This is a genomic window from Streptomyces sp. R41 (genome assembly GCF_041053055.1).
In the GTDB taxonomy this organism is placed as follows: domain Bacteria; phylum Actinomycetota; class Actinomycetes; order Streptomycetales; family Streptomycetaceae; genus Streptomyces.
This window is the reverse complement of record NZ_CP163443.1, coordinates 3,118,785-3,142,204: the sequence shown is the minus strand read 5'-3', so window position 1 is coordinate 3,142,204 and position 23,420 is coordinate 3,118,785. Positions and strand designations below refer to the sequence as shown.

Here is a 23,420-nt window from a genome sequence, read left to right as displayed (position 1 = left end):
GGGGAGCGGGGGTGCATTCCCAGAGGGCTGCCGCCCCCATAAGGGGCGCGGGGAACTGCGCGACCAGCCCCCACCCACCCGCAGCCGAAACACAACCCGGGGGACGGGAATGGGTTGGGGCGGAGGGGGCGAAAAAACCCTACGCCGACGCCCGTTCCACCACGCGCGGCCTCAGGTCCGCGTTCTCCAGCACGTCCCGGAGGTGCCGCTCGGCCACCGGCAGGACGTCCGCGATCGGCACGTCGCGCCCCAGCTCGTTGGCGACCGACGTGACACCCGCGTCGCGGATCCCGCACGGGATGATGCGGTCGAACCAGGCGTTGTCCGGGTTCACGTTCAGCGCGAAGCCGTGCATCGTGACGCCCTTGGCGACGCGGATGCCGATCGCGGCGATCTTGCGGTCCTCGCGCCGCTGCCCGGCGTTGGACGGGGCGTACTCCGGCCCGTTGAGCCGGGGATCGAACTCCTCGTCCTGCAGGCGCGGGTCGAAGTCCAGCGACAGCCCGCCCAGCGACGGGCGCTGCTCGACCGGGTCGCCGAGCACCCAGACACCGCTGCGGCCCTCGACACGGCTGGTCTCGAGCCCGAACTCCGCACACGTACGGATAAGTGCCTCTTCCAGGCGGCGTACATGTGCTACGACGTCCACCGGGCGGGGCAGCTTCTGGATCGGGTAGCCGACCAGCTGGCCCGGGCCGTGCCAGGTGATCTTGCCGCCGCGGTCCACGTCGATGACGGGCGTGCCGTCGAGGGGCCGCTCGTTGTCCGCCGTGCGCCGGCCCGCCGTATAGACCGGCGGATGCTCCAGGAGCAGACAGGTGTCGGGGACCTCGTCCAGGAAACGGGCGGCATGCACACGGCGCTGCTCGTCCCACGCCTCCTGGTACTCGACGGCCTCGGCACCGAATCCCATGCGGACGAACCGCAACTCACTCACGGCAAGCGCCTCCCTCAAAGCTTCGTCGGGCACACGGCGGTGCCCGTGCGGGGCACGCGAAAGAAGCTTTCGCCCCGTACCTGGGGACCCTTCGTCAGGTACGTAGCGCGCCCACGCAACTGTACGTCCGGCCGATGGCCGTCAGCTCTGGGGCCAATCCTCACACGATCGGATGAATGAACGTCGAAGTGTGCGATGAGGTGCTTACGCTCCGCTACATTCGCGCCGTTCACGAGGCCATAAGGGCTGCTCACAGGCAATCCGGGCACCCGGCGCCCCCGAAGAGGTTCACGCACGCACCTCGCCGAGGCCGCTGGGGGACCCGAAAGGCAGGAGACCGCACCGCAGATGACGGAACGACCCGCGCAGCGCACCCCCAACCGCCAGCTCGCCGCGCTCATCGCAGAAGCGGGGTTCTCCAACGCAGGTCTCGCCCGTCGCGTGGACCAGCTCGGCCTCGAACACGGACTCGACCTGAGATACGACAAGACATCGGTGACGCGGTGGCTGCGCGGGCAGCAGCCCCGCGGGACCACGCCCGCGCTCATCGCCGAGGTGTTCACCCGGCGTCTGGGGCGCCGGCTCACCGCGCAGGACCTGGGGCTCGACGCGTGCGCCCCGGTGTACGCCGGTCTGGAGTTCGCCGCCACCCCTGAAGAGGCCGTCGACATCGTCAGCGGGCTGTGGCGCAAGGACTCCGGCAGCCACGCCGAGCTGCGCAAGATCGCCTTCACCCCGGCGGGGCTCGTCGTCCCCAGCCGGGACTGGCTGATCGGGCGGGCCGACGACCGGGTCGGCCGCGGCGACCCGGGGCCCTCGCGCATCCCCGCGCAGGGACGCCCCGCCGTACCCCGGCAGCGCAGCCAGACCGAGCGCGGCCCCGGTCAGAAGGTCACCGGCGGCGACATTGCCGCGCTGCGCTCGGTGGGGGAGCTCTTCCGCGCCCTCGACCACGCGTACGGCGGCGGCCACGCCCGCCAGGCCCTGGTCCGCTATCTGGAGCACGAGGCCGAGCCGATGCTGCGCGGCGCGTACGGGGAGCAGACCGGGCGGCGCCTGTTCGCCGCCGCCGCCGACCTCACCCGGCTCGCCGGCTGGACCTCGTACGACATCGCCGCGCACGGACTCGCGCAGCGGTACTTCGTCCAGGCGCTGCGCCTCTCGCAGGCCGCCGGGGACCGGGCGTACGGCTCGTATGTGCTGGTGACGATGAGCCGCCAGGCCGTCTACCTGGGCCACGGGCGGGAGGCCGTGCAGCTGGCGCGGGTCGCCCAGCAGGGCGTCGGATCGGCGGTGCCGCCCGTGGTGCAGGCGCTGCTGCACTCCGTCGAGGCACGCGGGCACGGGGTGCTGGGGGAGGTACGGGCCTGTACGGCGTCCCTCGTCCGCGCCGAGCGCGCGCTGGAGGCGTCCCGGTCCGGCGACGAAGTCCCTTACTGGGCCCGGTTCTTCGACGAGGCCCAGCTCGCCGACGAGTTCGGGCACTGCCACCGTGACCTGTCGCAGTTCCGGGCCGCGGCGCAGCACGCCGAGCGCTCGCTGCAACTGCGAGCGCCCGGCTATGCGCGCAGCCGGCTGTTCTGCCGCGTGGTGCTCGCCTCGGCACGGCTCGGGCTCGGGGAGCTCGACCAGGCCTGCCAGTTGGCGGCGGAGGCCGCCGGGCAGGCGGTGGAGATGCGGTCGGTGCGGGCCATCGAGTACGTACGGGACTTCGAGCGCCGCCTGGAGCCCTACAAGGACGCGGCGCCCGCACGCGGATACCGGGACAAGGTGGCGGCGCTGGCCTGAGGCGCCGAGGCGGCTCAGGCCGCGGCGGTCTCCAAGGGTTCCTCCAACGCAGTCGGCTGGACGCCCACGTCCATGAGCAGGGCATGGGCGGCCCGGCGGGCCGAGTGGAGCGCCCCCTGGACGGTGCTCGTGTCCCGGTGGTCACCGCACACGTACAGGCCCGCCAGCAGCCGTACCGGGCGGCGCAGGTCGTGCGGAGGGGGCATCGCCGGGACCGCCTCGGGGTCGTGGTGGACCGCGAGGAGTTCCCAGCGGGAGGTCGACGTGCCGTAGAGGCGGGCCAGTTGGGCGCGGACCGTCGCGTCCAGGTGGGCCGCCGCCGGTGGCGTGCCCAGCACGGTCGAGGAGATGAGGACGCGGCCCGCGGGAGCCCGTGTGGGGTCGACCTGGCTGATGACCGCGGTGTGCGCCACCGGGCCGCTTCGGTCGGCGTCCAGGAGCAGGGCCGGGTCGGTGAGCGGGGGCTCGTCCGTGGTGTGGTGCAGGACAGTGACCGGGTGGAAGGCGGGAACGCGCAGACCCGGCAACAGCTCGGCCGCGGCGCGGGCTCCGGTCGCGAGCAGGATGGCGCGACAGGTGAGTTCGCCGTGTTCCTTGGTAGTCACGGCGGTCGTGGAGACCGCGGTGACCTGGACGCCCGTGTGGACCGTGCCCGGCGGCAGCTCGGCCGCGAGGAGCTCGGGGAGGGCGTCCGCGCCGCCCTCAGGCAGACACAGACGGCCCGTCGCGAAGGAGTGCAGGGCGAGGTCCGCGCAACGGCTCGACGTCTGCAGGGCCGGATCGCACAGAAGCGCGGCGAGCAGGGGGCGCAGGAAACCGTCGACCGTGCGGGCCGGGAGGCCCCGGGTGGTCAACGCCTGCGCGGCGGTGCGGTCCGGGCGCGCGAGGAGGCGGTCCGGTGGGGTGGTGGCGAGGCGGGCGAGGGCGGTGGCGAGACGCGACTGGTCGAGCGGGCCGCCGAGGGGGCCAGGGCGTGGCGCTCCACGCTGAGGACGGGCCAGGGGAAGCCGGGGGGCGCTCGCGAGGGCGCGCGCGGTGGTGAGTGCGCCCCTCGCGCTCCGGGGGGTGGTGGGTGCGGCGGCGCGGTGGTGCTGGCCGTCGCTGTGGAGCAGGACGCCCCGGGAGAACGTGCGCAGCGTCAGGGCGTTGAGGCCCGGGGTGCGGCGCAGTTCGGGATACGAGGTGGACAGGAGCCGGCCCACTCGGTCCAGCCGGAAGCCGTCGACCTTCTCCGTGGACATACGGCCGCCCACGTTCGGGGCGGCCTCCAGGACAGTGGTGGTGAGACCCGCCCTGGTCAGATGCAGGGCGGCCGTGAGGCCGGCTACTCCGGCTCCCACGATGACGACGTCCACGTCTTCCGCGATCTCCGCGATGTCCGCGGCTTGGCGTGCGGGCTCTAGCACGTGCCCCTCCTCGAGGTTGCGCGGCCGGTGGGGACGTCATGCCCCCAACAAGCGTCTGGGATACCCGAGTTCGGGTCGAGGGTGTGGGGTGCCGACGGCGGGGGGAAGTCGCGTGGCGGGCGTGCATGGGTGCATGGGGGGTGCATGTACCCGTCCCGACCCCCTTGTTCGCGCAGTTCCCCGCGCCCCTTCAGGGGCGCGGGGAACTGCGCGATCTTTTAGCGGGGGTCTGGGGGCGCAGCCCCCAGGTACGGGACGGGCAGGGGCGGAGGGGGCGAAAAAACCTCTGTCAGCCCACGGCCGCCCGCAACGCCCCCTCGATCGACGGGAACGCGAAGGTGAAGCCCGACTCCAGGAGGCGAGTGGGGAGGACGCGCTGGCTGCCGAGGATGTCGCCGGCCATGTCGCCGAGCGCGAGGCGGAGGAGGGGAGCCGGAGTGGTGAAGAGGGTGGGGCGGTGCAGGACGCGGCCCATCGCCTCGGTGATCTCACGGTTGGTCAGGGGATCGGGGGCCGTCACGTTCACCGGCCCCGACAGCGACTCCGTGTCGATGACGTGCCGAATCGCGGCCACTTCGTCATGGAGAGAAACGAAGCTCCAGTACTGTCGACCGTTCCCCATCCGCCCGCCCACACCCGCCTTGAAGAGCGGGAAGAGCTTCCCCCAGGCCCCGCCCTTGCGGGCCACCACCAGCCCCGTACGGGCGAAGGCCGTGCGGATCCCCGCCTCCTGGGCCGCACCCGTGGCCTCCTCCCACTCCACGCACAAAGAGGGAAGGAACCCGTCCCCGGGCGGGGCGGACTCGTCCACCGCCCGCTCGCCCGTGTCGCCGTAGAAGCCGATCGCACTCCCGTTCACGAACACCCGCGGCGGCTCGTCCAGCGACGCCACCGCCTCGGCGAGCGTCGCCGTCCCCAGCACCCGGCTGTCCCGGATCGTCCGCTTGTACGCCTCCGTCCAGCGCCGCGAAGCAACCCCCGCACCCGCGAGATTGACCACCGCGGCACAACCGATGAGCCCCGCCGCGTCGATCCGCTGCGCCTGCGGATCCCACTGGACCTCGTCCTTCGCGCGGGGCGCACGGCGCACGAGACGGACCACCTCGTGTCCGTCCGAGGTCAGGGAGCGCGTCAGCGCCGAACCGATCATGCCGGACGCACCGGCGATCGCGATGCGGGAACCGGGGGGAAGGGATGAGTCGCTCATGGGTCCATCCTGCCCGGGCGGCCGGGAAAATCGCGGGACGGGTCCCCCTCGGGCCGCCGTACAGTGATCCGCATGCCAGCTCCGTACATACGCACCGCCACCCTCGACGACGAGGACGCGCTCGGCCGGCTCGACCGCGACACCTGGTCCCCCCTGCACGCCGTCATGCCGCGCCCCCGACCGCCGTACGAGCCCTTCTACAACGATCGGTTCGGCCCGCGGGACCATCTCGTCGCAGAGATCGACAACACGGTGGTCGGCTACATCCGGTTGGGATTCCCGACCCCCCTCGCCTCCAACTCCCATGTGCGCCAGATCCAGGGACTCGTCGTCGCCGACGAGGCGCGCGGCGCCGGGGCCGGACGCGCGCTGCTGCGCGCCGTGCAGGAGGAGGCCCGCAGACAGGGCGCCCGGCGCATCACGCTGCGCGTCCTCGGGCACAACACCCCGGCACGCAAGCTGTACGAGTCCGAGGGGTTCGTGGTGGAGGGGATCCTGCCCGAGGAGTTCCTGCTCGATGGCGAGTACGTGGATGACGTACTCATGGGGCGCTCTCTCTGATCAGCCCTCACGTCGTGGAGCCCACTTCTGGGCCCCGGACAGGCCCTAGGAGGTGACGAGGTCGCCCGTGTCGACCGGTGCGGTGGCGTTCGCCGCCTGCCGGGCGTCGCCCGCGACCTCGTCCGCCGTCAGGACGTAACCCGTCTCGTCGTCCGAGGTCGAGCGGGCGAAGACGACGCCGTACACCTTGCCGTCGGTGGTGAGGAGGGGGCCGCCCGAATTGCCGGGGCGGACGGTGGAGCGGATCGAGTAGATCTCGCGGGTCACGGTGTCCGTGTTGTAGATGTTCTGGCCCGTCGCGTCGATGCGGCCCGCGACGGTGGCTGCCTGGAGGTCGAGGCCGCCGTCCTGCGGGTAGCCCGCCACGACCGCCGAGTCGCCGCGCGAGGCGCTGTCGTCGAAGCCGAGGACGGGCGCCCGCAGCCCCGGGACGTACAGGACCGCGACGTCCTTCTGCGCGTCGAAGAGCACGACCCTGGCCTCGTACGAGCGGCCCACGCCGCCCACACGTACGGTCGGCCGGTCGATGCCCGCCACCACGTGGGCGTTGGTCATCACATGCTCGGACGTATAGACGAAACCGCTGCCTTCCCGCCCCTGGTTGCCGGAGACGCCCTCGACCTTCACGGTGCTCAGCTTGGCGGCGTTCGTCGCGCTCGCCGTGACGCTGTCCCCGGAGGGCTTCGCGACGCCCGCCGTCGGCTCGTTCTCGAACGGGTTGAAGACCTGTGGGAAGCCCGCCTCCGTGAGCGCGGAGGTCGCGCGGGAGAACCAGGTGGGCGTGGTCTCCGGCATCGCGTTCTGCACGGCGCCCAGCAGCGCCGAGCTGCGGATCGACTGCGTCACCACCGTCGAAGAGGACGCGCCCAGGACACTCGCGGCCACCCAGGCGACCAGCAGCACGGCCACCGTGTTCGCCGCGGCCCCGCCGATTCCGTCCGCCACCCGCAGCGGTCCCCGGTCCAGCTCGCGGCGCAGCTTCAGCGCCAGCCGTCCCGCCAGCTCGTGGCCCACCACCGCGGGCACCAGCACCGTCAGCACGGCCGTCACCGTCGCCGCCGCGGTCCCCGCCGTGACCAGGTCCATCACCCACGGCAGCACCCATACGCCGATGACGGCGCCGCCCACGAAACCTGCCAGCGAGACACAGCCGGCGACCAGGCCGCGGCGGTAGCCCGACGCCGCGTAGACCAGGATCACCAGCATCAGCAGGAGGTCGAGCACGTCCACGGAGCCGCCTTTCTCTCGGGCCCCTTAGTACGCGCGGGGCGGGCCCAGTGATCAAGCACGCGCGCGTGGCGCCGCGAAAACGGCCACACGTGCGTGGACCTGTAAAAACGTCCTGGACCCGGACGATGGTTCCACCGGGTGGCACACCACACATCGCGGATGGAGCGGATCGGGGCCAGGGTGGGTCCATGCGTGTCTTCCGGAAGACGCGGGGGGCACGAAGCCGGGGCGGGGGACGAGTGTCGCGTGCGGCGCGGCGCGGGCTCCGGGCGCGTGATTTTCGTGAGGCTCGTGGGCTTCGTGGAGCTCGTGTGCCGTGGGGTGCACGGCGGTCGGGGACGGAGCGGCCGTGGCTCTGGACGCGACTTTCGCGGGGGGCGCGGGCGCCCCGGGCCGGGCGGGCCCTGGGATGGGCGTGGTTTCCGTGGCCCGCTCGGCTTTCGCGGGAGGTGCGGGCGACGCCGTCGGGGCGGGCCGTGCGATCGGCGCGGTTCCCATGGGGCGAGCGGATGCCGCGGGCGGCCCTCGTCGCGCTCGGGTGCGTGCCCGGGCTCGCCGCCGTGCTGGCACTGGTGATGTGCGCGATCGGGGTGGACCGTACGGGGGCCGACCGGCCGCCGGTCGCCGCGCGGCCCGCCGCGGCCGCTCACCCGGCGGCCCGGCCGACCATCGTGCCGCGGACACGATGGCTGGACGCCGCGAGCGCGCACGCTCAGCCGCCGCCCCGCTACGACGACCGGGTCGTCGCGATCTTCGTCCACCACACCGACTCGCCGAACAGTTACGACTGCGCCGACACGCCCCGCATCATCCGCTACCTCTACGCCGGTCAGACCGGCGCCAAGGACTGGGACGACATCGGCTACAACTTCCTCGTCGACCGCTGCGGGACGATCTATGAGGGACGCGCGGGCGGCGTCGACCGGCCCGTCACCGGGGCGCACACGCAGGGCTTCAACCATCGGACCGCCGGGGTCGCCGCCATCGGGACGTTCACGGCGGGGACGGTGGTGCCGCGGGCGATGACCGAGGCGATTGCCGCGCTCGCTGCGTGGAAGCTCGGGTTGTCCGGGGTTGATCCGCGGGCCACCGTGCGGTTGGTGTCCAGCAACAGTCTCAGTCGGTTCCGGGCGGGGGCCGGCGCCGTGCTGCCCACCGTGGCGGGCCACAACGAGGCCTTCATGACCAGCTGCCCCGGGGCGGCGCTGGCGGCCCGCCTCCCGGACATACGGGACCGAGCGGCCCACCTGCAGGGCCGGTGAGTTCTTTCGCCCGCTCCGCCCCGAAAGGGGCGCGGGGAACTGCGCGACATGCCCCCACCGGCAGGCACCCAAAAGAACAACCCAGGGGGTCTGGGGGCGCAGCCCCCAGGTACGGGAACGGGTAGGGGCGGCGGGGGCGAAAAACCACTCGTGGGACCTAGGTGGCGCGCGGGTCCACGTTCAGGAACCGCTCGCCCGACGGATCGATGTCCACGTCGAGGGCGTTCATCAGGCCCGCCAGCATGGCGTAGTACCCGGCCGTCATGATGATCTCGACCGTCTCCCGGTCGGTGAAGTGGCGGCGCAGGGCGTCGAGTTCGCCCGGCTCGAGGGTGCGCTCGACGGTGATCCGGACGGCGGCCGACAGGGCCGCGGCCTCCGCCTCCGTGAACTCCGGCGGCACACACGGCCGGAGCTCCCCGATCACCGCGAGCTGCTCCGGCGTCACCCCGGCGGCCAGGGCGATCGGCGTGTGCTGCACGCTCTCGTAACGGCAGCGCGTCCGCGCGGCCACCGTCATGATGACCAACTCCCTGATGGCGGTGGGGAGTTGCGTCTGTCCGAGAATGGCGAAGCCTAGGTCGATGACCGGGCCGGTCAGGTCCGGGGCATGGGAGAGCATCCGGAAGGCATTCAGGGCCACCGGCAGCCGCGCCACAGCGTCCGCGGGCCGGTCGGGGTAGGGGATACGGGCCACGGGAACCTCACAGGGTTGGGAGTTCCGACGACCTCACAGGGTCGGGAGCCCCGACCCTAGGCCTTGTCGTCCGCCTTCCGCCCGCCTCGCGACGCGGGCGGGCAGCCACAGTCACACCGCAGGTGGCTCACAGACTCCCCAGAGCCGTGCGTCCTACGGTCGTCGTACGCACTGACTGGAGGTGGGGATCATGAGGAGCAGTCGGATGGAAGCCACGGAGAAGACGGCCGGTTGGGCGAAGGCCGCGCGCAGCCCCTGGACGGTGGTCTGCGCGGTGGCGACGGTCGTCCTGGGCCCGGCGGCGGTCACGGCGTCCGCCTTGGACCAGGCCAACGCGGCACCGCTGCACCACGCCGTGCGGGCCGACCAGACGCAGGCGTACATCCCCGCGGACATCAGCCGCCGGCGCGCGGCGGCGTGAACCGTGGCATCACGCGGACGTACGGCGGCGTGAAGCACGGCATCACGCCAACACACGGCGGCGTGAAGCACGGCATGACGCCGACGCACACCGGCACAGGCGATGGCGTGAATCGTGGCGAGGCCCGGCAACTCCGCTGCGGTATCAGCCCTTGAACCGCTCCCACAGCTTGGGGTAGCGATCCGCGATGACCGACTCGTTCTCGAAGTCGAGCGCCGTGCCCTCGGGCTCCGCGGCCGCCGGCGGGATGCCCAGGTCGGGTGCGACGGTTCCGGTGAGCTGCTCGTACGCCTCGTCCGCCGCGTAGCCCAGCTCCTCGCCGTCGCCGTCGATCTCCTCGTCGAAGTCCTCCAGGAGGTCGGCGAGCGAGTCCGGGTCGTGCACCGCGCCCTCGAAGACCTCACGGCCCTGGCCGATCAACCAGCACCGGAAGAAGTCGAACGCGTCGTCGCTGGCGCCGTCGAGCAGCACCCAGGCCGCGCCCCACAGGTCCCAGCGGTACGCCCGGTTGTAGCGGGCCTCGAAGTGCCGGGCGAAGTCGAGGACCGCGTCCGGGTCCAACTGGACGAGCCGCTCGACGAGCAGGTCGGCCTGTTCCTCGGGGTCGCCCTCGGCGGCCTCGCGGGTCGTGTCCACCAGCTCCCAGAACTCCGTCTCGTCCATCACGGGTCAAGCATCGGGCCTGGACGGGAGGGACGCACGTGGAGTGGCGCAGATTGTTATGCGTGCACATGCCGAAGGTAAAACCGTCGGGTTCGTACGCATTTCAAGAGTGCGGTCACTCGGTCCCAGGAGCCACGGTCATTCCATCCCGACGCCACGGTCACCCGGTCCCAAGCGTGCCGTCATCCGTAAAGCGCCGCCAGCCGGGCCGCGTCCTTCGCGAAGCGCTTCCGCAGCGCCGCCGGGGCGAGTATCTCCACCTCCGGCCCGAGCGCCGTGAGCTGCGAATGGGCGACCTCCTCCGACTCGACGGGAAGCGTGACGGTCACCCAGCCCCTGGTGTCGGGGGCATTGGGCGCGTCCAGGGCCTCCTTGGCGGACGTGGGATCAAGGACGTACGGCAGCCGTCGTACACCGCCCGGGGACAGCCGTACGACGACCTCCGCGCGCAGGATGGACCGGGCGAACTCCTCGGCCCGCTCCTCCCAGAACCCGGGCAGGTCGAACCCGTCGTCCCGTCGGAAGCGCTCCTCGCCGAGGTCGACCGCGGTGAAGCGGTCGATGCGGTACACCCGGAAGGAGCCCGCATCCGGCACCCGTGCGCACAGATACCAGACGCCCGCCTTGAGGACGAGCCCGTAGGGTTCGAGCGCGCGCTCCACCTCCGCCTCGCCCCGCCGGTAGCGCGCGAGGACCGGCCGGTCGTCCCACACCGCGTCCGCGACCGCGGGCAGCAGCTGGGGTGTCTGGGGCTCGCTGAACCAGGCGGGGGCATCCAGATGGAACCGCTGCGCCGCCGTCCGCGAGGCGTCCCGCAGTGAGGGGAGAAGGGCCGCGGACACCTTGAGGCGGGCGGCCGAGGCCGTGTCCTGAAGTCCCATCTCGCGCAGCGCCCCCGGCACCCCGCTCAGGAACAGCGCCTCCGCCTCACTGCGCGCAAGGCCCGTCAGCCGTGTCCGATATCCCCCGACCAGCCGGTACCCCCCGGCCCGCCCCCGGTCCGCGTACACCGGAACCCCCGCCTCCGAGAGCGCCTGCGCGTCCCGCGTGATCGTGCGCTCGGACACCTCGAGCTCCCGCGCCAGCTCGGCGGCGGTCATCGACGGCCGCGACTGGAGCAGCAGCACCATCTTGATCAGGCGGGCAGCGCGCATGGGTTCATGATGCAGGGCACCACTGACAACGAAGAGACGTGCGAACGACGCCGAAGGGGCCCGCAAGACGGCGAAGGGGCATGAAAGGTGGAGAGGGGTCGCGCAAGACGCCGAAGGGGCACGGCAGTCGCCGTGCCCCTTCGCCGAGCTGAGCGTCAGCTCCCCGAGCTCCTACAGCCCGTAACGCTCCCGGGCTTCCTTCACCGCCGACGCCTGGACCTCACCGCGGCGGGCGAGCTGCGCCAGTGCCGCGACGACGATCGACTGGGCGTCCACGCCGAAGTGGCGGCGGGCCGCCTCACGGGTGTCGGACAGACCGAAGCCGTCGGCACCGAGGGAGGAGTAGTCCTGCTCGACCCACTGCGCGATCTGGTCCGGGACCTGGCGCATGTAGTCGGAGACCGCGAGGACCGGGCCCTCGGCCCCGTGCAGCGCCTGGCGGACGAACGGCACCCGCTCCTCGCCGCGCAGCAGCGCCGCGTCGGCCTCCAGCGCGTCGCGCCGCAGCTCGGTCCAGGAGGTCGCGGACCACACGTCGGCGGCCACACCCCACTCCTCGGCGAGCAGCTTCTGCGCCTTGAGGACCCAGTGGATCGCCGTGCCGGAGCCGAGCAGCTGGATGCGCGGCGCGTTGGCCACCGGCGAAAGCCCGGCCGACTCCGCCGTGTTGAAGCGGTACAGGCCCTTGACGATGCCCTCGTCGATGCCGAGTCCTGCCGGCTTCGCGGGCTGCGGCATCGGCTCGTTGTAGACCGTCAGGTAGTAGAAGACGTTCGGGTCCTCGCCGGGCGCGGCCTCGCCGTACATCCGGCGCAGACCGTCCTTGACGATCGCCGCGATCTCGTACGCGAACGCCGGGTCGTACGACAGGGCCGCCGGGTTGGTCGCCGCGATCACCGGCGAGTGACCGTCGGCGTGCTGCAGACCCTCACCCGTCAGCGTCGTACGGCCGGCCGTGGCGCCGACCAGGAAGCCGCGGCCGAGCTGGTCGCCGAGCTGCCACATCTGATCGGCCGTGCGCTGCCAGCCGAACATCGAGTAGAAGATGTAGAAGGGGATCATCGCTTCGCCGTGCGTGGAGTACGCGGTGGACGCGGCGATGAAGTCCGCCATGGAACCGGCCTCGGTGATCCCCTCATTGAGGATCTGGCCGTCCTTGGCCTCCTTGTAGTACATCAGTTGGTCGCGGTCGACCGGCTCGTACGTCTGGCCCTTGGGCGAGTAGATGCCGAGGGACGGGAAGAGCGACTCCATACCGAAGGTACGGGCCTCGTCCGGAACGATCGGCACCCAGCGCTTGCCGGTCTCCTTGTCGCGGACCAGGTCCTTGACCAGGCGGACGAACGCCATGGTCGTCGCCACGTTCTGCGAACCGGAGCCCTTGTCGAAGGACGCGAAGGTCTTGTCGGCCGGGGCGGGCAGCGGCGCGAGGGCGTGCGTACGGCGGGCCGGGGCCGGGCCGCCGAGGGCCGCGCGGCGCTCCTGGAGGTAACGGACCTCGGGGGCGTCGGCGCCCGGGTGGCCGTAAGGCACCACACCGTCGACGAACTGGCCGTCGAAGATGGGCAGTTCGAGCAGGTCACGCATCTGCTTGAACTCGTCCGTCGTGAGCTTCTTCATCTGGTGGTTGGCGTTCTTGGACGCGAAGCCCTCGCCGAGCGTGAAGCCCTTGACCGTCTGGGCCAGGATCACCGTCGGCGCGCCCTTGTGCTCGACGGCCGCCTTGTAGGCCGCGTACACCTTGCGCGACTCGTGACCACCGCGGGAGAGGTGGAAGCACTCCAGGATCTTGTCGTCGCTGATCAGCTTCGCCATCTCGACGAGCGCCGGGTCGGCGCCGAAGAAGTCCTGGCGGATGTAGGCCGCGTCGCGGGTCTGGTACGTCTGCACCTGCGCGTCGGGTACCTCGCGCAGGCGGCGTACGAGCGCGCCGGTGGTGTCGAGCTGGAACAGTTCGTCCCAGGCCGAACCCCACAGCGACTTGATGACGTTCCAGCCGGCGCCGCGGAACTGGGCCTCCAGCTCCTGCACGATCTTGAAGTTGGCGCGGACCGGACCGTCGAGGCGCTGCAGGTTGCAGTTGATGACGAAGGTCAGGTTGTCCAGACCCTCGCGGGAAGCCAGCGCGAGTGCGGCCGTCGACTCCGGCTCGTCCATCTCGCCGTCGCCCAGGAAGGCCCAGACGTGGGACTGGGAGACGTCCTTGATGCCGCGGTTGGTGAGGTAGCGGTTGAAGCGCGCCTGGTAGATCGCCGACAGCGGGCCGAGGCCCATCGAGACGGTCGGGAACTCCCACAGCCAGGGGAGGCGGCGCGGGTGCGGGTACGACGGCAGACCGTTGCCGCCGGACTCCTGGCGGAAGCGGTCGAGGTGCTGCTCGCTGAGCCGGCCGTCGAGGAAGGCGCGGGCGTAGATGCCGGGGGAGGCGTGGCCCTGGATGTAGAGCTGGTCGCCGGACCCGTCGGCCTCCTTGCCCTTGAAGAAGTGGTTGAAGCCGGTCTCGTAGAGCCAGGCGGCGGAGGCGAAGGTGGCGATGTGGCCGCCGACGCCGTATTTGCTGCCCCGGGTCACCATCGCGGCCGCGTTCCAGCGGTTCCACGCGGTGATCTTCCGCTCCATCTCCTCGTCGCCGTCCACGATGGGCTCGGCGGCGGTGGGGATGGTGTTGACGTAGTCCGTCTCAAGCAGCTTGGGCAGCGCGATGCCGTTGCCCTCGGCGCGCTCCAGTGTGCGGCGCATCAGGTACGCGGCACGGTGCGGCCCGGCCGCCTTGGTGACGGCGTCCAGGGAGGCCTGCCATTCGGCGGTCTCCTCGGGGTCGCGGTCCGGGAGCTGATCGAGCTCGCTCGGCTGGATTGCGGTGGGGTCGGTCATTGCGCCGCCTTCCGGATACGGAGGGGGGTTCCCTCATCGGTAAGGGGTTTTCGGGGGTGCCCTTGGTCTTTGGCAGGACAGGGCGGCGGGCTCTGGTGCTGTGACACCATGCGGCGTCCGCCGCGTGGCCCGTCGGTGACTGTAACTCCCTGATCGATGATCGATCAAAGGGTTGCGGGGCAAAACCTCTTCAGATCGAGAAAGTCGGCACCGGGTGCCTCCAAGACAGGCACCGGGTGCCTTGAAATCGAAGGTTTGCGCAGGTGAGAGCACGCTTGAGCGCGGAGTCGCTCCACTGTGTCAGGCGCGCGGGGCGCAGCCGAGCACATGCGCCTTCACGAGGTCGGCGATCAGCGGATCCCGCCGCCTGAACGCGTCCACGAGTGCCTCGTGCTCCTCCGCGTACGACTGCTGCACGGTCCCGAGCCACCGGATCGACAGGGCGGTGAACACCTCGATGCCCAGCCCTTCCCAGGTGTGCAGCAGCACCGAGTTCCCGGCGGCCCGCACCAGCTCGCGGTGGAAGGCCACGGTGTGCCGCACCTGACCGGTCCCGTCCGACAGCCGGTCGGCCTCGTACAGCGCCGCGACGTGCGGCTCCAGGGCCGAGCAGTCCTGGGCGAGCCGCTCGGCCGCCAGCTCCGCCGCGATGGCCTCCAGACCGGCTCGTACGGGGTAGCTCTCCTCCAGGTCGGCGGCGGTCAGATTTCTGACCCGTACGCCCTTGTTCGGCGCCGACTCGATCAGCCGCAGCGACTCCAGCTCGCGCAGCGCCTCGCGCACCGGGGTCTGGCTGACCTCCAGCTCGGTGGCGATCCGCCGCTCCACGATCCGCTCGCCCGGCTTCCAGCGCCCGCTGACGATCCCCTCCACGATGTGCTCGCGGATCTGTTCGCGCAGCGAGTGGACGACGGGCGCGGTCATGAGGGCTCCTTACGGAGGGGGCGCACCGGCCCCAAGGGCGTTTGACGTTTAGACAATAAGGCCGCGCCCCCGCCGGTGAGAGGCGCACGGGGGCGCTTTCATGCAGGTGAGACGAGACTTACACGCTGTCAGAGTGCCCGCGGCTGTAAAGACCCGTACCGGCCGGGGCCCGGAGGCGTCACGGCCGTGTCACCCCGTGAACTCGCGAGGCCCGCACGGCGTGGGGGTCGGCACAGGGGTTCCCGCGAGGGGCGCCCCGTGAACGCCAGGGGGATGGCATGAGCGGATGGGGACGGAAACGAGGGGTGCGCTGGGCGATGGCGGCTGTCGTGGCCGGGACGGTCGTGGGCCTGACGGGATGCGAGCCGACGGACGTGGGGGCGGCGGCGCAGCCGAGCGGTGGGCAGTCCATCGGCACCTCGGCCGGCACGGGTTCGGGCGGCACAAGCTCAGGCGGCACGGGTTCGGGCGGTACGGCCCCGGCCGGGCAGCCCGCGGGCCCCGGCGGCGCCTGCGTCTTCGTCAAGCCGGACGGCGCCCAGAAGTTCGGCCACACCGGCTGGGGCTTCCGCATCACGGGCACCGACCGCTGGGAGTACGGCGCGGTCGAGAACCCGACCAACGCGCTCTACACCCCGCCCGGCGGCTACATCGGCGCCTGGCACGCCGAGGGCTCGTACGCGCAGATGCTCAGCGACATGTCCCGCGACGCGCACTACCCCGGCAAGTCGACCCACCCGTACAGCCGTTACCGCTGCACGTCCTCGTCGGCCGGCGATGTCGCCTCGGCGCGCGCCATGATCCGTACCGTCGAGAGCCGCGGTTTCCTCGTCGGCGTCGACCCGAAGACCGGCGACCTCGGCTCCCGCGACTGCCTCGACGCCACGTACGACGTCCTCAAGGCGTACCGGACACGGCACTTGACGCCCGCGTACCAGACGGAGATCCCGAACGTCTGGGTGGAGATGCTGGTGCTGTGGACGGACAAGACGCTGAAGCCGCACTGACGCGACGCCCCCGCCCGGAAGGTCCCGGACAGGGGCGTCGCACAAGCGATGAAGCTGAGGCGATGAAGTACTACAGGCCGAGCTCGACCTCGAACTCGCCCGCCTCCAGGATCGCCTTGACCGCCGTCAGGTAGCGGGCGGCGTCGGCGCCGTCCACCAGGCGGTGGTCGTAGGAGAGCGTCAGGTACGTCATGTCGCGGACGCCGATGACGGTGCCCTCCTCCGTCTCGATGACGGCCGGACGCTTGACCGTGGCGCCGATGCCCAGGATCGCGACCTGGTTCGGCGGCACGATGATCGTGTCGAAGAGCGCGCCGCGCGAGCCGGTGTTGGAGATGGTGAAGGTCGCGCCGGACAGCTCGTCCGGGGTGATCTTGTTCGCCCGGACCTTGCCCGCCAGGTCGGCGGTGGCCTTGGCGATGCCGGCGATGTTGAGGTCGCCCGCGTGCTTGATGACCGGGGTCATCAGGCCCTTCTCGGAGTCCACCGCGATACCGATGTTCTCGGTGTCGAAGTAGGTGATCGTGCCCTCGTCGACGTTGATCCGGGCGTTGACGGCCGGGTGGGCCTTCAGCGCCTGGGCCGCCGCCTTCACGAAGAACGGCATCGGGGAGAGCTTGACGCCCTCGCGCGCGGCGAAGGAGTCCTTGGCCTGGGCGCGCAGGCGCATCAGGCGGGTGACGTCCACCTCGACGACCGAGGAGAGCTGGGCCTGCTCGTGCAGGGCCTTGACCATGTTGTCGCCGATGACCTTGCGGATGCGCGGCATCTTGACGGTCTGGCCGCGGAGGGGGGAGACCTCCAGGGCCGGCGCCTTCTTGGCGGCGGCCGGGGCGGCGGCAGCCGGCGCCGGAGCGGCGGCAGCGGCCTTCGCGGCCTCGGCGGCGGCGATGACGTCCTGCTTGCGGATACGACCGCCGACGCCGGTGCCCTTGACGGCGGCCAGGTCGACGCCGTTCTCGGCGGCGAGCTTGCGCACCAGCGGGGTCACGTACGCACCCTCGTCGGTGGCCTGCGCGGCGGGAGCCGGAGCCGGGGTGACGGGGGCGGGCGCGGCGACCGGCGCGGGAGCCGGAGCGGCGGGCGCGACGGGGGCGGAGCCGCCGCGGGCTGGACCGGAGCCGGGGCGGCGGCAGCGGCCGGGGCGGCCGGAGCAGCGGGGGCCGGAGCCGGAGCGGCGGGCGCGCGGGGGCGCGGCCGGAGCGGCGGCGGGGGCAGCCGGAGCCGCGGGGGCGGCGGCGGCCGGAGCGGCGCCGGGCGCGCCGATGACGGCCAGCTTGGCGCCGACCTCGGCGGTCTCGTCCTCGCCGACCACGATCTCCAGCAGCACGCCGGCGGCGGGCGACGGGATCTCGGTGTCGACCTTGTCCGTGGAGACCTCGAGCAGCGGCTCGTCCTCCGCGACCTCCTCGCCGACCTCCTTCAGCCAGCGGGTGACGGTGCCTTCGGTGACCGACTCGCCCAGGGCGGGCAGCACGACGTCGGTACCGGTGGCGCCGCCCGCCGGAGCGGCGGGCGCGGCGGCGGGGGCCGGGGCGGCCGGAGCCGCGGGTGCCTCGGCGACCGGGGCGGGGGCGGCCGGCGCGGCAGCCGGGGCCTCGGCGGCGGCCGGGGCCGGGGCGGCAGCGGGGGCGCCCGTGCCGTCGTCGATGACGGCCAGCTCGGCGCCGACCTCGACCGTCTCGTCCTCGGCGACCTTGATGGAGGCGAGCACACCGGCGGCGGGCGAGGGGATCTCGGTGTCGACCTTGTCGGTCGACACCTCCAGCAGCGGCTCGTCGGCCTCGACGCGCTCGCCCTCGGCCTTCAGCCAGCGGGTGACAGTGCCCTCGGTGACGCTCTCACCGAGCGCCGGAAGGGTTACGGAAACCGGCATGGTTTCTGTTGCTCCTTACGAATGGTGCGGAAGTCTGTGGTCGTCGTCGCGCCCTACTCGACGCGGTGACTGGGGACAGCCGGTGGCTGATCAGTCGTGCGAGTGCAGCGGCTTGCCCGCGAGGGCCAGGTGGGCCTCGCCGAGCGCCTCGTTCTGCGTCGGGTGGGCGTGGATGAGCTGGGCGACCTCGGCCGGCAGCGCTTCCCAGTTGTAGATCAGCTGGGCCTCGCCGACCTGCTCGCCCATGCGGTCGCCGACCATGTGGACGCCGACCACGGCACCGTCCTTCACCTGGACGAGCTTGATCTCGCCCGCGGTGTTCAGGATCTTGCTCTTGCCGTTGCCCGCGAGGTTGTACTTCAGAGCGACGACCTTGTCCGCGCCGTAGATCTCCTTGGCCTTGGCCTCGGTGATGCCCACGGAGGCGACCTCGGGGTGGCAGTACGTCACCCGCGGCACGCCGTCGTAGTCGATCGGAACGGTCTTCAGACCGGCCAGACGCTCCGCCACCAGGATGCCCTCGGCGAAGCCGACGTGCGCGAGCTGGAGCGTCGGGACCAGGTCACCGACGGCGGAGATGGTCGGGACGTTCGTCCGCATGTACTCGTCGACCAGGACGTAGCCGCGGTCCATCGCGACGCCCTGCTCCTCGTAGCCGAGACCGGCCGAGACCGGGCCGCGGCCGACGGCGACGAGCAGTACCTCGGCCTCGAACTCCTTGCCGTCGGCGAGGGTGACCTTGACACCGTTCTGGGTGTACTCGGCCTTCGAGAAGAAGGTGCCCAGGTTGAACTTGATGCCGCGCTTGCGGAACGCGCGCTCAAGAAGCTTGGAGGAGTTCTCGTCCTCGACCGGGACGAGGTGCTTGAGGCCCTCGATGACCGTGACGTCGGAGCCGAAGGACTTCCACGCGGAGGCGAACTCCACGCCGATGACGCCGCCGCCCAGGATGATCGCGGACTGCGGGACGCGGTCCAGGACCAGCGCGTGGTCGGAAGAGATGATGCGGTTGCCGTCGATCTCCAGGCCCGGCAGCGACTTCGGCACGGAGCCGGTCGCCAGGAGCACGTGGCGGCCCTGGATGCGCCGGCCGTTCACGTCGACGGAGGTGGGGGAGGAGAGGCGGCCCTCACCCTCGATGTACGTCACCTTGCGGGACGCGATGAGACCCTGCAGACCCTTGTACAGGCCCGAGATGACCCCGTCCTTGTACTTGTGGACGGCAGGTACGTCGATGCCCTCGAAGGTGGCCTTCACGCCGAACTGCTCGCTCTCGCGGGCCTGGTCGGCGATCTCGCCCGCGTGCAGCAGAGCCTTGGTGGGGATGCACCCGCGGTGCAGGCAGGTACCGCCGACCTTGTCCTTCTCGATCAGGGCGACGTCCAGGCCCAGCTGCGCTCCGCGCAGCGCCGCGGCGTAACCGCCGCTACCGCCGCCGAGGATCACTAGGTCGAAAACGGTGCTGGCGTCGTTCGCCACGTCACGTCCTCCATGCATGTGCGCCACGCCGGTCTCCAGTGACCGGTCGGCGGCTGGTGTCCGGCCGCTCTTCTTCGGCCCTGTGGTGGGGGCCCTGTCCTGCCGAGAACCCATCTTCGCACTTGTCGGCGGCGATCGAGACGCCGGGCCGGTGTGTGAGACGTCTGATCCATCACGTCGACGGGGTGCGGATGTGTGGGAACCTGCGGATTTCGTCGAGGGCGAAACCCTCGTACGACCATGAGAGCGGCCCCGGGTCACCAGGACCCGGGGCCGCTCTCACTGGTCAGGGCCTCAGCCCAGGTCGCCCGCAGCCGTCAGTTCGGCGAGCCGGACCAGGGTGCGGACCGCGGAACCGGTGCCGCCCTTGGGGGTGTAGCCGAAGGGGCCGGACTCGTTGAACGCCGGGCCCGCGATGTCGAGGTGGGCCCAGGTGATCCCCTCGCCCACGAACTCGCGCAGGAAGAGACCGGCGACCAGGCCGCCGCCCATCCGCTCGCCCATGTTGGCGATGTCGGCGGTGGGGGAGTCCATGCCCTTGCGCAGGTGCTCGGGCAGCGGCATCGGCCAGGACTCCTCGCCGACCTCCTCCGCGGCCTCGACGATCGAGGCGCGGAACGCGTCGTCGTTGGCCATCACACCGAAGGTGCGGTGGCCAAGCGCCAGCACCATCGCGCCGGTCAGGGTCGCCACGTCGACGATCGCGTCCGGCTTCTCCTCCGACGCCTTCCACAGCGCGTCGGCGAGGACCAGACGGCCCTCGGCGTCCGTGTTGAGGACCTCGACGGTCTTGCCGCTGTACATGCGCAGCACGTCGCCCGGGCGGGTGGCGGTCCCGGACGGCATGTTCTCGGCCAGCGCGAGCCAGCCGGTGACGTTGACCTCCAGGCCGAGGCGCGCGGCGGCGACCACGGCGGCGAAGACCGCCGCCGCGCCGCTCATGTCGCACTTCATCGTCTCGTTGTGCCCGGCGGGCTTCAGCGAGATGCCGCCCGAGTCGTACGTGATGCCCTTGCCGACGAAGGCGAGGTGCTTGGTCGCCTTGGGAGAGGTGTACGACAGCTTGACCAGGCGGGGAGCCGCGGCCGAGCCGACGCCGACGCCGAGGATGCCACCGAAGCCGCCCTTCTCCAGCGCCTTCTCGTCGAGCACCTGCACCTTGATGCCGTGCTCCTTGCCGGCCGCGGTGGCGACGGCGGCGAAGGACTCCGGGTTGAGGTCGTTCGGCGGGGTGTTGATGAGGTCGCGGGCGCGGTTGAGCTCCTCGGTCACGGCGGTGGCGCGCGCGATGGCCGCCTTGTACGCCGCGTCGCGGGGCTTGCCGCCGAGCAGCGCGACCTCGCCGAGCGGGGCCTTGCCGTTCTTGGCGTCCTTACCGTTCTCCTTGTACGCGTCGAAGGCGTACGCGCCCAGGCGGGCGCCCTCGGCGACGGCACCGGCGTCGGCGGCGTCCGCGATCGGCAGGGCGAAGGCGGCCTTCTTGGCACCGGCGAGCGCGCGGGCGGCGACACCGGCCGCGCGGCGCAGCGCCTCGGCGCCGAACGTGTCGTCCTTCTCCGGGACCGCTCCCAGGCCGACGGCCACGACGACGGGTGCCTTGAAACCGGAGGGCGCGGGCAGCTTCGTCACCTCGCCCTCGGCCCCGGTGGCGCCGAGGGTCTCCAGGATTCCGGCGAGTGAGCCGTCGTACGCGTTGTCCACGGCCTCGGCGCCCGGTGCGACGACCGGGCCCTTGGGGCCCTTCGCGACACCGACGACGATCGCGTCGGCCCGCAGACCGGACGCTGCGGCGGTGCTGAGAGTGAGAGCAGTCACGGTGGTGAAATCTCGCTTCCGTTGAAGTTGCTGTGGCCGAGTGGGGTGGGTCGACCGGGCCCGACGGCTGACCCTAGATCCGGCCTGCGGGGGCGGTCCCTACCGGGGTGGCGGCCTCAGGGAAGTGCGGGTGCGTTCCCGCGTCGTTCGGTGCGTGCTCTCGGAGTGCCGGACGAAGGTCCTCGTAGCGGAGCTACTTGAGCCTTTGGCCGGGTTGGCGAGAGTGCGTGCCGGGCGGCGTGGGGGCGTGCCTGCACTTCCCCGGGGGTCGCTTAGGTAAGTACCCGGGACGAGCCTACGCTCGGGGGCGGGTTTCGCTCATTCCCGCGGCTGTTCACCGCCCGATGGCGTCGCGTCCACCTCTCACCCCTCACTCCCGGTGACCCGAGCCACACTCATCGTGTTCCAGTGAGCATGCCACTCACCGCTTTGCGTCATTTCCACCGAGCTCGATGCTCAAGAAGTACGAGTTGGGGGCGTGGCGCCGGGCATGGCGAGCCCGAGGCCGGTGACCGCCGTGCCGGCCAGCCGGTCGGCCAGGGAGCGGCGGCTCGGGGAGAGCACGGGCAGGGCGTTGAGGAAGAAGATCACGACGGCGACGGCCCACACCAGCACCGAGAGCGCGAACTCGCCCTGTACCAGCAGGATGCAGGCCAGCGCGTACACGGCGACGTCGGCCGTCGTCGTCACCGCGGCCCGCAGCGCCGCCCGGCGCGGGGGGCTCGGCGTGACCTTGAGGCCGAGCAGGGCCTTGCCGATCGTGCATCCGGTGAGGGCGAGCGCCGCCCACTGGTAGAGGAAGGTGGCGACGACGAGCAGCCCGAAGGCCTGCTCCACGTCCCGGACCACCTTGTGCCAGAGGGAGAGCCCGAAGCCCTCGGAGGCGTCGATGACATCGCCGCGCGAGGTGAGGATGTCCCAGCCGCCCCGCGCGGCGAGGTCGGGCACGTCCGTCACGAGTGCGGATATCCGGTGGAAGGTGAGCACGGCGAGCGCGGAAGCCGCCGCGAGCACCAGCGCGAAGTCGATGAACCAGGCCAGGAACCGCCGAAGTTTCGGCAGTCGCAGCGGATTCGGCACAGACGTCCCCCGATCACGATCCTTTGTCTGCTCGGCGGATCAGATTAGTGGGGGTGCAGGGGCACGAGTGCCGTTCTCCGGTGATCGTTTCAGCCCAGTGACAGAACGACCAGGGCCGTCGTCGCCGCCGTCTCGGCGAGGCCGCCGAACACGTCGCCCGTGATGCCGCCGAAGCGGCGCGTGCAGTGGCGCAGCAGCAGTTCGGCCGCCGCGCAGGCGGCGAGTACCGCCACCGCGCAGCGCACGAGGTCGTACGTCCCGACGAGCGCGCCCGCGCCCGCCGCCGCGCCGACGACGGCCACCGTCACCAGCAGCGCGCCGCGCACCGGGACCGTGCCCGCGACCGCCGCGCCCAGGCCCTCGGGGCGGGCCGGGGGCACTCCGGTGCGAGCGGCCAGCGTGAGGGCGAGGCGAGCCGCGGTCGCCGAGACGACGGCGGCGAGCGCGCCCCGGGCCCACGAGGTGTCGTACGCCTGGAAGAGCGCGGCCACTTGGGCGAGCAGTACGAACAGCAGGCTGATCACGCCGAACGGGCCGATGTCCGACTGCTTCATGATCCGCAGCGCGTCCTCGGCGGGCTTGCCGCTGCCGAGCCCGTCCGCGGTGTCGGCGAGGCCGTCCAGATGCAGGCCCCGGGTGAGCGCGGCCGGTACGGAGGCGGAGGCCACGGCGGCAAGCATGGGGCCCGCGCCCATCGCGAGCAGCGCCACACCCACGAGCGCCGCGCCCGCCCCGACCACCAGCCCGGCCACGGGCGCGCACAGCATTCCGCCGCGCGCGGCTTCACGGTCCCAGCGGGTCACCTTGACGGGCAGCACGGTGAGGGTGCCGAAGGCGAAGCGGAGGCCGTCGGGCAGGGGGATCTTGGACGCCGTCTTGGACACCGGCGCAGAGTACTCGGGTGCCCGGAGGGCGCGGACAGCGGCTGTGGATGCTGCGTTCTCCCGGGGGGGGCAACCCCTGGACCCCCGGCCGGAAAAGCACGTCGGCCCGACGCGACCGGCGCGAACATCACCCGGCACACCTGGATAAAGTTCGC

The 23,420-nt window shown here is 71.8% G+C and carries 19 protein-coding genes; 5 read left to right on the top strand and 14 right to left on the bottom strand.

Annotation, left to right across the window (positions count from 1 at the left end):
• Positions 1–139: 139 nt before the first annotated feature.
• Positions 140–937: a lipoyl(octanoyl) transferase LipB gene (gene lipB / locus AB5J53_RS14685; protein WP_369246086.1), complete on the bottom strand. Its 798-nt coding sequence runs from the start codon at positions 935–937 to the stop codon at positions 140–142.
• A 348-nt stretch (positions 938–1,285) separates the two neighbouring features.
• Between lipB and AB5J53_RS14680 the strand changes: the two genes are divergently transcribed.
• Complete coding sequence (locus AB5J53_RS14680; RefSeq protein ID WP_369246085.1) at positions 1,286–2,725, top strand: regulator; 1,440 nt, start codon at positions 1,286–1,288, stop codon at positions 2,723–2,725.
• A gap of 14 nt (positions 2,726–2,739) precedes the next feature.
• Here AB5J53_RS14680 and AB5J53_RS14675 read toward each other — a convergent pair whose 3' ends face one another.
• Entirely contained in the window at positions 2,740–4,131 is a 1,392-nt protein-coding gene (locus AB5J53_RS14675; RefSeq protein ID WP_369246084.1) for an FAD-dependent oxidoreductase, read from the bottom strand.
• A gap of 289 nt (positions 4,132–4,420) precedes the next feature.
• Complete coding sequence (locus AB5J53_RS14670) at positions 4,421–5,338, bottom strand: TIGR01777 family oxidoreductase (protein ID WP_369246083.1); 918 nt, start codon at positions 5,336–5,338, stop codon at positions 4,421–4,423.
• 72 nt (positions 5,339–5,410) lie between these two features.
• Here AB5J53_RS14670 and AB5J53_RS14665 point away from each other — a divergent pair, with 72 nt between their 5' ends.
• Positions 5,411–5,899 carry an N-acetyltransferase family protein gene (locus tag AB5J53_RS14665; RefSeq protein WP_369246082.1) on the top strand — a complete coding sequence of 163 codons (489 nt, stop codon included), beginning with the start codon at positions 5,411–5,413 and terminating at the stop codon, positions 5,897–5,899.
• A gap of 45 nt (positions 5,900–5,944) precedes the next feature.
• On the opposite strand, the gene AB5J53_RS14660 is transcribed toward AB5J53_RS14665, so the two are convergent.
• Positions 5,945–7,129, bottom strand: coding sequence for a MarP family serine protease (locus tag AB5J53_RS14660; RefSeq protein ID WP_369246081.1), 1,185 nt, complete (start codon positions 7,127–7,129; stop codon positions 5,945–5,947).
• A 509-nt stretch (positions 7,130–7,638) separates the two neighbouring features.
• Here AB5J53_RS14660 and AB5J53_RS14655 point away from each other — a divergent pair.
• A complete protein-coding gene (locus AB5J53_RS14655; protein ID WP_369246080.1) occupies positions 7,639–8,391 on the top strand; it encodes a peptidoglycan recognition protein in 753 nt (250 codons plus the stop codon).
• 157 nt (positions 8,392–8,548) lie between these two features.
• Here the strand turns inward: AB5J53_RS14655 and AB5J53_RS14650 are convergent, their stop codons facing one another.
• Positions 8,549–9,088, bottom strand: a complete 540-nt coding sequence (locus tag AB5J53_RS14650; RefSeq protein ID WP_369246079.1) for a carboxymuconolactone decarboxylase family protein — start codon at positions 9,086–9,088, stop codon at positions 8,549–8,551.
• Positions 9,089–9,293: 205 nt separating this feature from the next.
• On the opposite strand from AB5J53_RS14650, the gene AB5J53_RS14645 reads away from it, so the two are divergent.
• Positions 9,294–9,509 carry a hypothetical protein gene (locus AB5J53_RS14645; RefSeq protein WP_369246078.1) on the top strand — a complete coding sequence of 72 codons (216 nt, stop codon included), beginning with the start codon at positions 9,294–9,296 and terminating at the stop codon, positions 9,507–9,509.
• A 144-nt stretch (positions 9,510–9,653) separates the two neighbouring features.
• Here AB5J53_RS14645 and AB5J53_RS14640 read toward each other — a convergent pair whose 3' ends face one another.
• From AB5J53_RS14640 to AB5J53_RS14625, 4 genes are all read right to left on the bottom strand, one after another.
• Positions 9,654–10,172, bottom strand: a complete 519-nt coding sequence (locus AB5J53_RS14640; RefSeq protein ID WP_369252229.1) for a DUF4240 domain-containing protein — start codon at positions 10,170–10,172, stop codon at positions 9,654–9,656.
• 182 nt (positions 10,173–10,354) lie between these two features.
• Positions 10,355–11,326: a helix-turn-helix transcriptional regulator gene (locus tag AB5J53_RS14635; protein WP_369246077.1), complete on the bottom strand. Its 972-nt coding sequence runs from the start codon at positions 11,324–11,326 to the stop codon at positions 10,355–10,357.
• A gap of 171 nt (positions 11,327–11,497) precedes the next feature.
• Entirely contained in the window at positions 11,498–14,200 is a 2,703-nt protein-coding gene (aceE, locus tag AB5J53_RS14630; protein WP_369246076.1) for a pyruvate dehydrogenase (acetyl-transferring), homodimeric type, read from the bottom strand.
• A gap of 300 nt (positions 14,201–14,500) precedes the next feature.
• On the bottom strand, positions 14,501–15,124 hold the full coding sequence (locus AB5J53_RS14625; protein ID WP_189190486.1) for a GntR family transcriptional regulator: 624 nt from the start codon (positions 15,122–15,124) through the stop codon (positions 14,501–14,503).
• Positions 15,125–15,402: 278 nt separating this feature from the next.
• Between AB5J53_RS14625 and AB5J53_RS14620 the strand changes: the two genes are divergently transcribed.
• Positions 15,403–16,131 (top strand): hypothetical protein, encoded by a 729-nt coding sequence (locus AB5J53_RS14620; RefSeq protein WP_369246075.1) that lies wholly within the window; start codon positions 15,403–15,405, stop codon positions 16,129–16,131.
• 70 nt (positions 16,132–16,201) lie between these two features.
• Here AB5J53_RS14620 and sucB read toward each other — a convergent pair whose 3' ends face one another.
• The 5 genes from sucB to AB5J53_RS14595 form a co-directional block, all read right to left on the bottom strand.
• Positions 16,202–18,007: a 2-oxoglutarate dehydrogenase, E2 component, dihydrolipoamide succinyltransferase gene (sucB, locus tag AB5J53_RS14615; RefSeq protein ID WP_369246074.1), complete on the bottom strand. Its 1,806-nt coding sequence runs from the start codon at positions 18,005–18,007 to the stop codon at positions 16,202–16,204.
• 90 nt (positions 18,008–18,097) lie between these two features.
• Positions 18,098–19,486 carry a dihydrolipoyl dehydrogenase gene (lpdA, locus tag AB5J53_RS14610; protein ID WP_369246073.1) on the bottom strand — a complete coding sequence of 463 codons (1,389 nt, stop codon included), beginning with the start codon at positions 19,484–19,486 and terminating at the stop codon, positions 18,098–18,100.
• Between the two features lie 294 nt (positions 19,487–19,780).
• Positions 19,781–21,301 (bottom strand): leucyl aminopeptidase, encoded by a 1,521-nt coding sequence (locus AB5J53_RS14605; protein ID WP_369246072.1) that lies wholly within the window; start codon positions 21,299–21,301, stop codon positions 19,781–19,783.
• Between the two features lie 456 nt (positions 21,302–21,757).
• Positions 21,758–22,381 carry an RDD family protein gene (locus AB5J53_RS14600; protein ID WP_369246071.1) on the bottom strand — a complete coding sequence of 208 codons (624 nt, stop codon included), beginning with the start codon at positions 22,379–22,381 and terminating at the stop codon, positions 21,758–21,760.
• An 89-nt stretch (positions 22,382–22,470) separates the two neighbouring features.
• Positions 22,471–23,265, bottom strand: coding sequence for an adenosylcobinamide-GDP ribazoletransferase (locus tag AB5J53_RS14595; RefSeq protein WP_369246070.1), 795 nt, complete (start codon positions 23,263–23,265; stop codon positions 22,471–22,473).
• Between the last annotated feature and the right edge of the window lie 155 nt (positions 23,266–23,420).